This is a genomic window from Flavobacterium frigoris PS1, assembly GCF_000252125.1.
Classification (GTDB): domain Bacteria; phylum Bacteroidota; class Bacteroidia; order Flavobacteriales; family Flavobacteriaceae; genus Flavobacterium; species Flavobacterium frigoris_A.
In genome coordinates this window covers 211613-227841 of record NZ_AHKF01000017.1, presented here as the reverse complement: position 1 = coordinate 227841, position 16229 = coordinate 211613, and the positions used below count along the sequence as shown (strand labels likewise).

Here is a 16229-nt window from a genome sequence, read left to right as displayed (position 1 = left end):
TGTCAAATTCGACAGACATTCTTAAAAATATTATCATTTTACAATTATTCCCAATCTGGCATGTATGCATTACTAAAAAGAACTACTCTTAAATCTCCCAAATTATTTACTATGGGAGTTAACTTCACAATGTTTTTTGCAGATAGTCCATCATTAGAAGTATTCATAATTATCATTTCAGTTTCACTTGGAGAATACCTCACATCCAAATCTAAAGTCCCACCAGGCTTACCACTACTAACTTCACTACTTATGTCCGTACTAAAAACATACTGAAAAACTCGAGTATCTAGTTGTCTATAATTTGCATCTTCAAATCCGGAAACATCTCTCGTAAATACGATCTTGTCAGATCTAACTGAAAAATTTAATCCTCCGATCGCTCCCTTCAATCCAGAGACCACCTGGTTTATAACAACACCAGCAGTATTTATAACATAAATCTCTGCATTATAGCCACTAACATCATTTACTTTTAATGCGATTTTTGTCCCATCATTACTCCAATCGCATTCTGATATAAACTTGCCATTAGACGTTTGGTAAATTTTAGTCAAACCACTACCATCTTTATTTATCCTATATAATTTATCAAAATAGGGATATATAATTTGACTCCCTGATGTGTTCCAAGAAAAATTGATAAAATCGGAATTAAACCCCGCAATTGGAATGGAATTAGTCACTTTAAAAATTCCAGAGCCGTCCGGGTTCATTGTATAAATATGATTTTGAGAACCGCTAGCTCTTATAAACGCAATTTTATTTGCTTGATTATTTTTTCTGGGTCTCCAACTATTTGTAGCTGAACTTGTTATTTGCAATTCATTGCCTAAATCATTACCTGAATAAATTACGTTATTATCATTTATTTTTTTTACAAATAGGAATCTAGCGTTTGGAAAAGCAGTTGTAGTAAAAGTTCGAACAGCGCTTAAAACTTTAGGGTTCACGCCATCTGAAACCGAAACTTGCCAATAATATTTAGTGCTATACGTTAGTCCTTTTAAAGTATAATTTGGTTTAGTAATATCTGAATAAACAACAACATCATTGTTACTGTCTTTTCTCAAAATAAGTTCATATTTTAAACTATCCTTCTCCGGATCAGTAGCTGTCCAAATCAAATTTAATTCGAGCGCTTGATTAATCGCATTATCTGCAGGTGATACTAAAACTGGAGCTGCTGGAGCTTTATTATTTGTTGTTGACAACTTCATCTCAAAAACAACATTTGTAGTTTTATTCACATTTACTGTTACAGATTCAAATTTTGTTATGTAACCGTCTTTTTGAGCTTCAAAGGAATAGTCGCCAATCTTTACGTTTGAAACTGTAAACTTACCTTCTTCATCTGTAAAAACAATACTAGAGTTAGGGCTGGAAAACACCTTCGCATTAGCTAAGGGCAAAAAGTTCAAAGCACTCACTACTTTTCCCTCAATAGTACCAAATTCCTCTCCGGTCACTTTTTCTTCACTACAAGAGACCATTGCTACTAACAATATTACCAAACTAATTTTAAGATATATATTTTTCATCAGTATACGATTAAGATTTATTGAAACAGTTGTCTTTTTTCGGTAGCTCTTTTTTACCATTATTTTTTTAAAACATTACTTTTTTTATTTAAAAAATAATATGTGAACCCCACACCAAATCGATAGTAATAATCATCCCGAACTCCTCTCTCTGTATAATCTATATTATCGCTGAAATTTAGATTATGCTCTCCGTACATTTTAACACCTATGTTATTTGATGCCATATACTCGAGACCTACTCCATACTGAACTTTCGTATGAGTATTTTTGAATTTTGAATTGAACCCATAACCTCCCCCTGCAAAAACATAAGGTGTTAGTTTATCTTTTGGTAACATAATTAACTCTGCATTAAGGTCAAATGTCGCATATCCTCTATCTAATAGATCTTTATTTGCAAGCTTTAGAACATTTGTTGAGGCACTTACATTAAATCTAGGCGAAAAGAAATATTTTAAAGCGCCACGTCCCATCGGTCGCAACAAGGGATTTGGATAATCTCCATCAATCAAAGTAGTCCCGCCTGAAAACTCTATCGCAAATTTGGACCTTCTTTCTTGTAGATTTCTTCCGTAAATAGCTGTTGCCTCTACATCTTCATTTTCTAAAGCATAGTTTTTTAGCAATCTATCAATTTCTGGCTGAGCAAGATTTGTTTCCCAAATCTGATCCTTAATTCCCTCTAAAACTAAAGTTGCCACAGCTTTTTCTATTGCCTCGGTCACTGCCATTTGAACGGGTTCATTTGTCGTATATCCAGTCTCTACCTCCAAAAGTCTTTTAAAATTCACATACTTAAAAAGGCTTTGATCGATGGCTTGTGAAAGTATTGTTTTTGATACATAAACTGATTTCATTATTTTACCATTTGCGGTTGAAACCATTCGTAAATAAATTGTAACTCGGTCTTGTCTATACTTAACAGAACCGCCTGTGCCAAAATATCGGGCACCAAAACCACCGGTGATAATATTAGAATCATAAGAAATAATGCCTCCTTCAAGTAAAACACCAGCATAAAGCAAAGGAGTTATTTGAGGTACATTAGGATCCGCATCTTTTGTATATTCTTGCCTTGTAGAACGGATAAGATTTCTTTCTTGGAGCAGATTACCAATATTTTCACGCTCAATAGGGATAAACCACTTTGAATCTTCAAGGGCCTTAATAAGTACAGAAGTTGCTCCTTGAGTTACGGCGGTACTAAACGTACTTCCGTTTTCGGCAGCCTTATACTGTCCTGTCTGGTCTCTGAATTTATAAAGACCAACCACGATCTGTTCTTTTGGTTCTGGGAGTGCTCTTAATAGAGAAGTTGCTGGAGTACTTTCCCCAATAACTGCCTTTTCAACCCCAGTTGGCTGATTATAATAAGCACCACAACCTATGAATACAAAAACGAATAAAATAGCTGAGTAGGATTGTATTCTCATATTAATTATTTGGGATGATTACTTGAGTTTGTTCGCCTGTTTTCGTATCAAGAATGTCGACAGTCAGTCCTCCTGATGAAGGATAAACCTCAATCGACAAACTCCCAAATGTATAGCTTCCTATAGTGATACCCCTATTCCCAAATTGCTGGGTAAAAAGCGAACTTGAAACTTGATTTAACAATTGCGAATTTAAATTTGCAGTGAACCTTTCTAACTCGGTTTGTGGCTTTTGCGAGGTATCAATTTTATCCTTAAATGAGTTTTGAGACTCGGCTGAACTTGCTAGCCATTGGTAATTGAATGTGTCACCGCCAAAAGCCGGGTTTTTAGGTTTATAAACTAAATCTTGAGCGTTTACTGCTAGTGTCAGTAAAATGATTGTTACAGAAAATAAGAATTTCATATTATATAAAATAAAATTAATATTGAGTGAAATATTTGCTTTGCTTTTCTAAATTCTTTAGATATAAATACGTTGCATACACTGATTCATCAGCAACATTTTTGAGAAATTCTTCGTCAGGTTTGGCTAGAAATTCATAGATTACTTCGTTGTCTATACTAATAATTATTTTTGTGTTTCTTGCAAAACTAAATTCTTCACTAATGGTGACGATTTTCCTAGCATTTATTTTATTATCATTGTACCTGTAATAATATAAATCATAGAAATCCTTCCCCATTTTTGTTTTAGTCTCATCTGTGATAATCCCACTTAACTCAAATCCATCAACCGGAAGATTTAAGACCTCCTCTTTTTTTTTTCCTCACCAAGAACAATTCTATCCTTTCCGATCATCTGTTTGTTTTCATCATAAAACAATAACAACACAATAATTTCAACATTTTGTTCCATATTGACCTGAGTTTCGGACAATCTTTTTGTTTCACTTGGATTTAAAGTAAAAAGCCCTTCTTGTGTATTCAATGATTGATTATCATTTAAATTGCTTTTTTTTATTACCGATAACTTATAAGTTAAACTTTGCAAAATATCTGAGAGGTTTTCTGCGGTACCTGTTATTTTAACATTCCCTTCCATTTCTTCCATTTCAATTTTAGCCTTAACCACTGTATTTGTAGTCTGCGAATAGGACATAGCAGACATTAGTAGTAAGAGCAGTAATTTATTTTGAATAAAAATTTTCATTGGTTATTTGTTTAATATAATTACCGATGCCCCATTACCTGATTGAATTACTTTCATGTTCTTGGACAGTGAATTCGTTCCATAATTTTGAACATTCTGGTTATCTCCCTTTTGAATTATTTCCATATTCACATTATAATTTGCATATAGCGAAAAGTCAGTAATGGAATTATATCGTCCTTCTTGAACTATTTTTTGAGCAATTTCATTTGCTGCCTTATCTAAGGTCAATTGATTTTCAGCTCCATTTTGCACAATGACCACCTTTATATCTTCCGCTTTTAATTTCGTATTTACATAATTAGAAGCGCCTATCTGGTTGATAATAACACCATTATTTTGATACTTGTTTTGTAAAAGCAAGGCATCCTCCTTTTTAGTTATGTCATCTACTAAATCAAGCATATTTACCTTATTCAAAATTGAAGTACTATTTTGCTGTAAACCATCATTCCCCTCATTTCCCTGCGCAAAAGACGCAACGGAAAAAAGAAGAAAAAGGCTGGTATTTAAAAATAAATATTTCATTTTTTCTATTTTTTATAAATTAAAAAATGGGACAGCCTTCTAAAAAGCTGTCCCATTTTTAAAAGCTTGTATTACGGATTGAATTGAGTAACATTTGAAACATGGCCTGAACCTTGTTGACAAACAACACTAGCATTACCACCTACAGCTAAGAAAGTTGCAGTTTGAGTGTTATTTGCATAATTATTTGATCCTGATTGAAATACATCAACGTTGTTTTTCCATCCAGTTTGGGTAGAAATCGCGGTGTTAGCCGTTCCATATTGGAAATGGTTAGAAACGTTCTCTTTACCTGCAACTGCTAGAGTACCGTGTTGCGTTTGTGAAGAGTTATTTAACGTTCCACCTTGGCTAGCGTAGGCAATACCATAATTTCCATCCTGAGTTTGTGTAGCTACATTGTACCCATGAGGAAGAACTGGAGCTGCAGGCACTTGATTTATACAAAAGCTAGGGATTGTGTTTCCTGAAGTTCCTTGATCGATCGTAGCGATATTGTGTTTTCCAGTTTGTGTTTGTGTCGCTTTGTCGTGTCCTAGAAGCGCAAGTCCTCCGCTAGTTTCATCTTGCCAAATTGTCGCTTTGTTATCATCACCCGTTTGTGTTTGAGTAGCATCATTTCCCCAATTGTTTTGAGAAATAAAAGCAGTATTTCTCTTTCCATCCTGAATCACGTCTGCCTCGTTCCCATTAGAAATATTAACCCCAAAAAACTTAATTTCATTTGGTCTTACTCCTTGATACACTTCGGATTTGTTTGACGTACCTTTTTGGCTAATGTCTGAATCCTGATTCCATCCAATTTGATTAACCATTGCATCGTGGGTCATACCCATTTGATCAACATGACTCATGTTTGATTGTGCATAAGAAACTGCACCTACGAATAGCATCGCTGAGATGCTTAGAACTACTTTTTTCATAATAAATATATTTAATTGGTTATTAATACAAACTATTATGTAGGTTTTAAAAAAGTGATTTGGGAATCCTCTCCTTTATAATAAATAACAAGGCTTTTAGTATAAATACATAGCTCTTATTTGATTATTACATATCAAAGATAGAAAACATTTCTAGAAAAACACCCCGTACAAATACCTGTTTTTCAATTAAATACTATTTTTTCGATGAAATACAACTCTATTACGATGAACTACATTTCTATATACTTATTGATATAAGAAAAGAATTACTAAACATTAAAAAGTCCTTAAAAGCAAAATAACCTATTTAATTAACAAGAGTATACATCCCGTAAATACCTATAGATTCTACAAATCACACCCAATCCTAAGCTATAGTTAGTGAAAATTTCCTATATCTTCTTATTGTACTTTTCAAAAAAGGCTTAAGATAAAGCAACTCGAGTTTAACCCTTTTGCGATTATTATATATTTTCAACAAACTCTTCGTTCATTGTAGAATAGATTCATTTTTAATTAAAAGTATGTCTCATTATACTATTTCCCTCCTGCTATCATAAGTTAGAGAACCGTACAAGAAAATCTACCTTAAAAGACATAATTAAATTAACATAGACACTTAAAAAAGAACACATAAAAAAAATGCCTATCTAGAATAGATAGGCATTTTAAATTTAAAATAGGTTTGTTGTTATTTAGTAAACAACAACTCTCTGTATTTAGTTAATGTCCAAAGTTCATTGTCAACCAATAACTCTAATTTATCACAGTGCTCACGGATGATTTCAAAGTAAGGTTTTACATTATTACAGTACGCTTCAGCCATTGCTTGACCGTCAGTCAAAACATTAGCTTTCTTTCTTTCGTTAGTCATCTCAAGTACCTTAGAATTGATTCCTTCGATATGTCTTGAAATATCTTTAATCAAAATGATTTGCTCTTTTGCGATAGTCTCAAAATCAGATCCGAAAATATCTTTCAATCCTTTTACGTTTTCAATCAAAGTGTTTTGGTAACGAATAGCTGTTGGAATTACGTGATTTGTTGAAATATCACCTAAAACTCTACCTTCGATTTGAATTTTCTTAGTATACTCTTCCAATTCAATTTCGTAACGTGCTTCAACTTCAATATGGTTCATGATTCCCAATTCAGAAAACAAATCTAAAGCTTGTTTAGAAGCTCTTGCTTTCAATGCCTCAGGAGTTGTTTTGAAGTTACTTAAACCTCTTTTTTCAGCTTCTTTTTCCCATGCTTCACTGTAACCGTCTCCTTCAAAAAGGATTTTCTTAGAGTGCTTGATGTATTCTCTTAACACATTAAAGATGGCGTCATCTTTCTTCATATCTTTAGATTCAATCAAAGCATCAACTTCAACTTTAAAGTCTCTTAATTGCTTTGCAACTATAGCATTCAAAGTAGTCATCGAGTTAGAACAGTTTGAATTAGAACCTACAGCTCTAAATTCAAATTTATTTCCTGTAAAAGCAAATGGTGATGTTCTGTTTCTATCAGTGTTGTCTAAAAGAACGTCTGGAATTTTACCCACTACGTTTAATTTAAGATCTGTTTTTTCTTCTGGAGACAATTTCCCTGCGGTCACACCTTCAAGTTCAGCCAAAACTTTCGTCAATTGCTCACCGATAAATACCGAGATAATTGCTGGTGGCGCTTCATTTGCCCCTAATCTATGATCATTTCCTGCAGTTGCAATAGCCCCTCTCAATAATGACTCATGATCATGTACTGCTTTTATCGTATTGATAAAGAAAGTTAAGAATTGTAAGTTACTCATTGGAGTCTTACTTGGACTCAATAAATTAACTCCTGTATCTGTAGCTAATGACCAGTTATTATGCTTCCCTGAACCGTTTACTCCTTTGAACGGTTTTTCATGGAACAATACTTTTAAGTCATGACGCTCCGCTACCTTTTCCATAACATCCATCAACAGACAGTTATGATCTACTGCTAGATTTGTCTCTTCAAAAATAGGCGCAAATTCAAATTGATTTGGTGCTACTTCATTGTGACGCGTTTTTACTGGTATTCCAAGTAACATACATTCTTGCTCTAAATCTCTCATGTATACCAAAGCACGAGTAGGAATAGAACCAAAATAATGATCGTCTAATTGTTGTCCTTTCGCCGAAGTATGACCTAACAAGGTTCTTCCTGTCATCATAAGGTCTGGACGAGAATTAGCCAATGCTCTATCAATCAAGAAATACTCTTGCTCCCAACCAAGGGTTGCAGTCACTTTCTTTACATTTTTATCAAAATATTTACACACTTCAGTGGCAGCTTCATCCATAACTTGCAAAGCTCTTAACAAAGGTGTTTTGTAATCTAATGCTTCTCCCGTGTAGGAGATAAATACTGTTGGAATGCATAAAGTAGTTCCAAGTATAAATGCTGGAGAAGTAGGATCCCATGCAGTATATCCTCTTGCTTCAAATGTATTTCTGATTCCTCCATTTGGAAAACTAGATGCATCAGGCTCTTGCTGAATCAACTGTGCACCACCAAATTTTTCAACAGGGTCGCTACCATCATAAGATGTTTCAAAGAAGGCATCATGTTTTTCTGCAGTCGCTCCAGTAAGTGGTTGAAACCAGTGTGTATAATGAGTTACTCCTTTAGACAGAGCCCATTCCTTCATACCCATTGCAATATAATCCGCTAATTTTCTATCTATTTTAGTTCCATGTTGAACAGCGCCCTGTACTCCTTTAAAAGCATCTGAAGTCAAATATTGCTTCATTGCTTTATCATTAAAAACATTTGAACCGAAAAGAACTGATTTTCTACCCGATTCTTCAAATTTAACTGGCTTTCTAGTTGATGCTTCTCTCAAAGCTTGGAAACGTATTGTTGACATAAAAACTTATTTTATAGATTAAACCCCTATTATTTTGGTACAAATATATACCTATTATTACTTTTATAAAATTTTACCTCTATTTTTTACGGGCAATAACCTCAAAATAATCAAATTCGTAAAAATACCCTTCAATAATAACAACATGCTAATTTTAGACGTGTATTTTTTTAAATTCCCAATCACAATAAATTAAAAACACAAGAGTGGTAGAAAAACTAACTTTATTCGAATAAATAGGGAGGATTAAAATCAAAAAGTATCTTTGTCTAACTTTAAAAAACTTATTTATGATTGTTTGGATTTCTTTCTTTGCTGTAGTTCTAATAATCTTAGCTTTGGATTTAGGGGTTTTCAATAAAACACCTCATATCATCAGTACTAAAGAAGCTTCAAAGTGGACTGCTATTTGGGTAACAATTTCTTTTTTATTTTCTGGCGTGATCTATTGGATTTATGACAACAATTACATTTCTAACCCAGATGAGCTGAAACCGCTCGCCGCATCTATAAAATTCATTACCGGCTATCTAATAGAATTATCTTTAAGTGTGGATAATATATTTGTAATTGCTATTATTTTTTCGGCGTTTAAAATACCGCAAAAATACCAACATCGGGTTTTGTTTTGGGGCATTCTTGGGGCAATTGTATTTAGAGGGCTTATGATCTTTTTTGGCGTTATGCTTATCCATAAATTTTTCTGGGCAACATACCTATTTGGTTTCTTCTTGATTTTCACGGCAATGAAAATGTTATTTACCAGTGGAGATGAAAAATTCGAGCCAAAAAAATCGTTTGTATATAAAAGTCTTAAGAAGATAATGCCTATTTCAAATCATATCGACCATGAGCATTTCTTTGTAAAAAGACGACATATAACGGCAGCAACCCCACTTTTTGTTGCACTGGTAGTCATCGAAGTCATGGATGTTGTTTTTGCCATTGATAGCGTACCTGCGATTTTGGCCATCACTAGCGACCCTTTTTTAGTACTCAGTTCAAACATTTTTGCCATACTGGGATTGCGATCTATGTACTTTTTCCTAGCTAATATGCTGGAAAAATTCAGCTATCTAGAATTCAGTTTAATTGCAATCTTAAGTTTCGTGGGACTAAAAATGTTGCTTCATGAATTTGTGGAGATTCCTGAATGGGCTTCTTTGCTTTTTATTGCACTATCCCTTTTGGTAGGGATCGTAGTTTCATTACGAATGAGTAAACAGAATCCTAAGAAAACAGAAATTTAATATAAAATCATACCAATAGATAGCAAAAAAAAAGGAACCTTAAAGGTTCCTTTTTTTTGTTTTTAATTCCTTAAAAATTAATGCGCTGGATTTGGCTTTCCTTTACATTCAATGCCGCCATTACATCTGCATAATTATTTTTATTTATCGAAGCCGAAAAGCTTCCCGGAACAATTACAATGCGAAAGGTTTGATTGTTTATATATTGCGGCGTTAAGCTTAAATCATAGGTACCACCTGCATAGATTGTAAAATCTTCCTTACTAAAATCAAAGTCATAATCTAACTCCCCTTGAGATAAGAAAAGAGTCCTAGGAATAAGTTGCCAAATAGGCGTGCTGGCGTCGATAGTTCCAGTCATCCTATAAATCAGAACAATATCGGAATCAAATATTTTGGGATCTAAAACCCGAAAAATAGTATATCCATCTGTAGTGTTGTAACTAAAATTAACATTTTTAAGTTCAAAAACTTCTGCTATCACTCCATCTTGTCCGTCTAAACCATCAAATCCGGGTGGCCCTTGTGGCCCTTCACAACTTGAAATAATAATCATTACAATTGCCGCCAAAAATGTACTTATCTTTTTCATACCTGTATTTTTTAAAGGTTGTTATTATTGATTTTAAACTCCTCAATTGACGCAAAATTGTCTTTTCACAAATAATTGTTTTGCAATTAATCAGGCATTTATAAAGTTACAAAAAAAAGGAAACCTATCGGCTCCCTTTTTTAGAATTCATTATTATAAATTAATTTTTTGAATTTGATTGTCTTTTATATCTAAGGCCGTAATGACATCTGAATAACTATTTTTGTTTATTGTTTTAGCATAATTTGCTGGTACTATCACGATTCGTAATACCTGATTCAATCTAAATGCCGCAGTAACAGATTGCAAATCACTACCAATCATATATATATCTACATCTCTATTGGTATAATCAAATTTATATCCAAAATCCAGTGCTCCATTATTGAAATAATAGGTTTCCGGCAATAACTCCCATACATCCCCCTGACTATTAGAGCCAGACAATCGATAGACTAAAACTACATCTGATGAATAAATAGGCGGGTTAAACGTTACCAACCTACCGTAATTATTGTTTGAATTGAATGAAGTGGTAACTTCAAAAACTTCATTTCTCGCAATAGGTGCAGTTTCAAAATAACCTGATGTAGTACAGCTTTGCAAAACAAATAATCCTGCAATGGCTAAAAGTGTAATTATTTTTTTCATGATTTTAATTTTATATGTTTCTTTGGTTGCATATATTCATTAACTATGCCAAAGTTTATTTTGGAAAAATAATGTAGCTTTGAAATATGGAAAAAAGAATGAAGTTATATATGGTCATGTTAGGCTGTACGCCGGCTGGCCGACTTACCGAGCAACATGATATTTTTTTTGGAATTGGTTCTTCCTTGAAAGAACTGATCCCAAAAACGAAAGCTTTTTGGCCTGAAGCCAAGGGACGAATCCATATCGATGCCTGGCGCGAAGTTACTGTGGTTGATAATTTTTCAATAGAAATTACAGCCAAAGAAGCGGTTGAAAACGCCAGCCTAGACCATTTATTTTTTATCAACTTGGGCGGTTATAAGGAAAATGAGTTTGAAGAGTACCATTATAAAATCCTGACTATTGCCCAAAGTATGGGATTGGCATCCAAAAAAGCCAAAAAGAGCACCTTCTTCAAACATTGCGGTTTCAAGGGAACTGGCGCCTCCCATATTGACGACAAATACGGAATCGATGTGGATGACCTCTATAAAGTAACCGACATATTAGATAGCCAGTTAAAAGAGCTATACACCTTAAAAATCAGCAAATCAGAGGAGACTCTGCAAGAAGACGTTTTGCATATTGGGTATTTAAAAATATCCGGAATTAAGTAAATTATTCCATTAAAGGACGGCTTCTATCAAAACAGCTTGAACAAAATTATGTTTATTTTAATACCTATTTATGAACTGTCCCCTATTATAATTTGTAATTTTATGCTATCAACATAAATTAAAATTACAAATTATGGAAAAGAGAATAGCTATTTTAGCAACAAACGGATTTGAAGAAGTTGAATTAAGCTCACCTAAAGAATATTTAGAAAAACAAGGTTGGAAAGCCGAAATCGTAAGTCCAGAAAGCGAAAGCATAAGATCATGGGCTTCTACTGAATGGGGGAAAGATTATAAAGTTGATCAAGAATTAAAGAATGTTAAAGCTGCTGATTATGATGCTCTAGTTCTACCTGGGGGCGTTATTAATCCAGATATATTACGAACAGATGAAAATGCTTTGTCTTTTATAAAAGATTTTTTTAAAGCAGGGAAACCTGTAGCAGCAATTTGTCACGGTCCACAAATTTTAATTAGCGCTGGATTAGTTAAAGGACGCACAATGACTTCTTATCCTTCCATAAAAATTGATTTAATAAATGCCGGAGCCGATTGGCATGATCAAGAAGTTGTTGTAGACAAAGGATTAGTCACAAGTAGAAATCCTAATGACTTACCAGCTTTCAATGAAAAATTAGTAGAAGAAATTAAAGAAGGAAAACACCAGCAAGTAGTTTAATTTTTAAACATAAATAAAAAAAAATGCGGAAAATATATTCCGCATTTTTTTTACTTAAATTGGACTGTCCTGAAATAGCGATACACAAAAAGTATCCTAATGGAAAAACATGACTCCCGTTTGTCGTTGTAGCAAAACCTCCTTTAAAGTAGTGCATATATGTTAGCTCAATAGTAGTCTCAGCAAAAATGAAAAAGCCTTCCATAAATGGAAGGCTTTTACTTGAATAAATCCCGATAAAAGCGATTCACACACTTTTTTTTGCAAAAGCAAAAAATGGTTCTCAGCTTACATATTTCTTCTGTACTGGCCACCTACTTCAAAAAGAGCCGAAGTAATCTGCCCTAGCGTACATACTTTGGTAGCTTCCATCAAGTGATCAAATAAGTTTTCGTTTTTAACGGCTGCATCTTGAATAGCATCCAATTGTACTTTCACCTGTTTGGCATTGGCCTTATGAAGCTTTTCCAAAGTTTTAATCTGGAATTGCTTTTCTTGCTCCGTTGCACGGATGACCTCAGCAGGAATAACCGTTGGAGAACCTTTTGAACTCAAGAATGTATTCACTCCAATAATTGGAAATTCACCTGAATGTTTCAAGGTTTCATAATACAAACTTTCTTCCTGAATTTTAGAACGTTGGTACATTGTTTCCATAGCACCCAGCACTCCACCTCTTTCGGTAATTCTGTCGAATTCCAGTAAAACGGCTTCTTCGACTAAATCTGTTAATTCTTCTATTATGAAAGAACCTTGAATTGGATTTTCGTTTTTAGACAAGCCCATTTCTTTATTGATGATCAACTGAATGGCCATCGCACGACGAACAGATTCTTCTGTTGGCGTTGTAATTGCCTCATCATACGCATTAGTATGCAAAGAGTTACAGTTGTCATTTATAGCGTATAAGGCTTGTAAAGTAGTACGAATGTCATTAAAATCAATCTCTTGAGCATGTAAGGAACGCCCTGAAGTTTGAATATGATACTTCAACATTTGCGCTCTTTCGTTAGCTCCGTATTTGTTTTTCATGGCTTTCGCCCAAATTTTACGTGCCACACGACCGATTACCGCATATTCAGGATCTACCCCATTCGAAAAGAAGAAAGATAAATTAGGTCCAAAATCATTAATATCCATCCCACGACTTAAATAATACTCCACGTAAGTGAAACCATTAGAAAGTGTAAATGCCAATTGCGTAATTGGATTCGCTCCCGCTTCAGCGATATGATATCCTGAAATTGAAACTGAATAAAAGTTTCTTACGTTGTTAGTAATGAAATATTCCTGAACATCTCCCATTAATCGCAAAGCAAATTCAGTAGAGAAAATACAAGTGTTTTGTGCCTGATCTTCTTTTAAAATATCGGCCTGAACTGTTCCACGAACTTGCGAAAGTGTTCTGACTTTAATTGTATTGTAAATATCCAACGGCAATACCAGATCTCCAGTCACTCCCAAAAGCATCAGTCCCAATCCATTATTCCCGGCTGGCAAGTCGCCATTATAACAAGGGCGGTCTACACCTTTCTCTTTATATATTTTATTGATTTTAGTCTCAACTTCTTTCTCTAAATTGTTTTCTTTGATATAAAGCTCACATTGTTGATCAATGGCTGCATTCATAAAAAAACCAAGTAACATAGGTGCTGGACCGTTAATAGTCATACTTACTGAAGTCAAAGCATGAACCAAGTCAAAACCGGAATACAGTTTTTTAGCATCATCCAAACAACAGATAGAAACACCGGCATTCCCGATTTTTCCATAGATGTCCGGACGAAGATCTGGATCATTTCCATACAATGTCACACTATCAAAAGCGGTAGACAAACGTTTAGCGGGCAAATCAGCACTAACATAATGAAAACGCTTGTTAGTTCTTTCAGGTCCACCTTCACCAGCAAACATACGAGAAGGATCCTCTCCTTCCCTTTTAAAAGGATATAATCCTGAGGCGAAAGGGAATTCTCCGGGAACATTTTCTTGCAAACACCAACGTAAAATATCTCCCCAAGCCTCATATTTAGGCAAGGCTATTTTTGGAATCTGAGAATGAGATAATGATTCTGAATGCGTTTTGATTTCAATTACCCTGTCTCTTACCTTAAAGGAATAAATTGGGTTTTTATATTTGTTCACTTTTTCATCCCAAGTCAGGATTACTTCCCAGTTGTAGGGATCTAAATCCATTTTTACTTTATCGAATTGGTTCAGTAAAAGGTTTAGAAAAATATTATTTTCGTCATGCTCTTTAATAGCGCTTGGATATACAGAACTATCGTCGATACCAACTTTATTGATTACTGGAACATTTCCTGAAACAGATTCAATAGTTTTAAAAATACCAAATAATTTTTGGGCTACTTTTTGTTGGCTCAAAACGGTATCATCGTATTTTCTGTTGCTTTCGGCAATTTCAGATAAATAGCGCGTTCTGTGAGGTGGAATAACGAAAATTTTCTCGCTCATTTCACGAGTCACTGTAAAAGTCGATTTTAAATCAGAATCCGTTTTTTCAACAATTTTATCCATGATCGCTTTGTAAAGCGTATTCATCCCGGGATCATTAAACTGTGAAGCAATAGTTCCAAAAATAGGCATTTCATCCGTATTCGCATCCCATAAATTATGGTTGCGTTGGTATTGTTTTTTGACATCGCGAATAGCATCTAAAGCACCACGTTTGTCAAATTTATTAAGTGCTACAAGATCAGCAAAATCAAGCATATCGATTTTTTCTAATTGTGTTGCAGCACCAAACTCTGGTGTCATTACGTATAATGAAACATCAGAATGATCCATGATTTCAGTGTCAGACTGGCCAATTCCTGAAGTTTCTAGGATAATAATATCATATTTTGCTGCTTTGATAACCTGAATGGCATCAGCAACATATTTTGACAAAGCCAAATTAGATTGACGGGTTGCCAAGGAACGCATATACACTCTCGGGCTATTGATGGCATTCATACGTATTCTATCTCCTAACAGAGCTCCTCCTGTTTTACGTTTGGATGGATCTACAGAAATCAAACCAATTGTTTTCTCTGGGAAATCAACTAAAAAACGACGAACTAACTCATCCACAAGAGAAGATTTTCCTGATCCTCCAGTTCCTGTGATTCCCAAAACTGGCGTTTTGCAGTTTTCGTTCATTTTATGAATTGCATCCATTGCTGGTTTTGCAACTTCCGGATAATTCTCAGCCGAAGAAATAATTCTTGCAATGGCTGTTGGATTTTTGAATTCCAATTGACTTACTTCATTCGTCAATTTATTTCCTGTAGGAAAATCAGAACGTTCTACCAAGTCATTTATCATTCCTTGTAATCCCATCGAGCGCCCATCATCTGGTGCATAAATACGCGTGATTCCATAGGCTTGCAATTCAGCGATTTCTGTAGGTAGAATAACTCCACCTCCACCACCAAAAATCTTGATATGGCTTGCACCTTTCTCTTTGAGCAAGTCATACATGTATTTAAAATACTCGTTATGACCACCTTGATAAGATGTCAAAGCAATGGCATTAGCGTCTTCTTGAATGGCTGTATTCACCACTTCTTCAACACTTCTATCATGACCTAGATGGATTACCTCAACACCAGTGGCTTGAATAATTCTTCTCATGATGTTTATGGCTGCATCGTGACCGTCAAAAAGGGAGGCTGCAGTAACAATTCTTACTTTATTCTTAGGAATATACGGTGTTTGTGGTTTCATTTTGAGAATATGATAATTTTAGTGCTGCAATTTACAAAATTTTTTACTGATTGCTCATCGTTCCTTACATATGTTGATAAAAAAGCAAAAACTTCTGGAATAGCCCCGATGGGAGCGGCATCCCTTCTCGTTTTTTAACGAGAAGGATATAGCGGACAGCGGGACAACTTTTCCTATAAATGAACCAAATAATGTGCTCTTAAC

General features: G+C 34.5%; 14 protein-coding genes. 3 read left to right on the top strand and 11 right to left on the bottom strand.

What is annotated here, in order from left to right:
- Positions 1-44: 44 nt before the first annotated feature.
- The 8 genes from HJ01_RS08600 to HJ01_RS08565 all read right to left on the bottom strand — a co-directional run bounded on the left by HJ01_RS08600 (position 45) and on the right by HJ01_RS08565 (position 8465).
- Complete coding sequence (locus tag HJ01_RS08600; protein WP_040473813.1) at positions 45-1541, bottom strand: carboxypeptidase regulatory-like domain-containing protein; 1497 nt, start codon at positions 1539-1541, stop codon at positions 45-47.
- Positions 1542-1600: 59 nt separating this feature from the next.
- A complete protein-coding gene (locus tag HJ01_RS08595; RefSeq protein ID WP_007137984.1) occupies positions 1601-2977 on the bottom strand; it encodes a CsgG/HfaB family protein in 1377 nt (458 codons plus the stop codon).
- Position 2978: 1 nt separating this feature from the next.
- Entirely contained in the window at positions 2979-3383 is a 405-nt protein-coding gene (locus HJ01_RS08590) for a curli production assembly/transport component CsgF (protein ID WP_007137983.1), read from the bottom strand.
- Positions 3384-3399: 16 nt separating this feature from the next.
- The gene (locus HJ01_RS08585) at positions 3400-3687 is read right to left on the bottom strand and encodes a curli production assembly/transport protein CsgE (protein ID WP_262487895.1); all 288 of its coding nucleotides are present in this window, start codon (positions 3685-3687) and stop codon (positions 3400-3402) included.
- 35 nt (positions 3688-3722) lie between these two features.
- Positions 3723-4130: a hypothetical protein gene (locus HJ01_RS08580; protein WP_007137981.1), complete on the bottom strand. Its 408-nt coding sequence runs from the start codon at positions 4128-4130 to the stop codon at positions 3723-3725.
- Between the two features lie 3 nt (positions 4131-4133).
- On the bottom strand, positions 4134-4658 hold the full coding sequence (locus HJ01_RS08575) for a hypothetical protein (RefSeq protein WP_007137980.1): 525 nt from the start codon (positions 4656-4658) through the stop codon (positions 4134-4136).
- A 71-nt stretch (positions 4659-4729) separates the two neighbouring features.
- Positions 4730-5581, bottom strand: a complete 852-nt coding sequence (locus HJ01_RS08570; RefSeq protein WP_007137979.1) for a minor curlin subunit CsgB — start codon at positions 5579-5581, stop codon at positions 4730-4732.
- A 694-nt stretch (positions 5582-6275) separates the two neighbouring features.
- Complete coding sequence (locus HJ01_RS08565; RefSeq protein ID WP_007137978.1) at positions 6276-8465, bottom strand: glutamine synthetase III; 2190 nt, start codon at positions 8463-8465, stop codon at positions 6276-6278.
- 290 nt (positions 8466-8755) lie between these two features.
- On the opposite strand from HJ01_RS08565, the gene HJ01_RS08560 reads away from it, so the two are divergent.
- Complete coding sequence (locus HJ01_RS08560; protein WP_007137977.1) at positions 8756-9715, top strand: TerC family protein; 960 nt, start codon at positions 8756-8758, stop codon at positions 9713-9715.
- 70 nt (positions 9716-9785) lie between these two features.
- Here HJ01_RS08560 and HJ01_RS08555 read toward each other — a convergent pair whose 3' ends face one another.
- Both HJ01_RS08555 and HJ01_RS08550 read right to left on the bottom strand, forming a co-directional pair.
- A complete protein-coding gene (locus HJ01_RS08555) occupies positions 9786-10307 on the bottom strand; it encodes a hypothetical protein (protein WP_007137976.1) in 522 nt (173 codons plus the stop codon).
- 153 nt (positions 10308-10460) lie between these two features.
- Positions 10461-10958: a hypothetical protein gene (locus HJ01_RS08550; RefSeq protein WP_007137975.1), complete on the bottom strand. Its 498-nt coding sequence runs from the start codon at positions 10956-10958 to the stop codon at positions 10461-10463.
- 86 nt (positions 10959-11044) lie between these two features.
- Here HJ01_RS08550 and HJ01_RS08545 point away from each other — a divergent pair, with 86 nt between their 5' ends.
- Both HJ01_RS08545 and HJ01_RS08540 read left to right on the top strand, forming a co-directional pair.
- A complete protein-coding gene (locus HJ01_RS08545; protein WP_007137974.1) occupies positions 11045-11617 on the top strand; it encodes a DUF1543 domain-containing protein in 573 nt (190 codons plus the stop codon).
- A 133-nt stretch (positions 11618-11750) separates the two neighbouring features.
- Complete coding sequence (locus tag HJ01_RS08540; RefSeq protein WP_007137973.1) at positions 11751-12296, top strand: type 1 glutamine amidotransferase domain-containing protein; 546 nt, start codon at positions 11751-11753, stop codon at positions 12294-12296.
- A 288-nt stretch (positions 12297-12584) separates the two neighbouring features.
- Here the strand turns inward: HJ01_RS08540 and HJ01_RS08530 are convergent, their stop codons facing one another.
- On the bottom strand, positions 12585-16025 hold the full coding sequence (locus HJ01_RS08530) for a methylmalonyl-CoA mutase family protein (RefSeq protein ID WP_007137972.1): 3441 nt from the start codon (positions 16023-16025) through the stop codon (positions 12585-12587).
- Between the last annotated feature and the right edge of the window lie 204 nt (positions 16026-16229).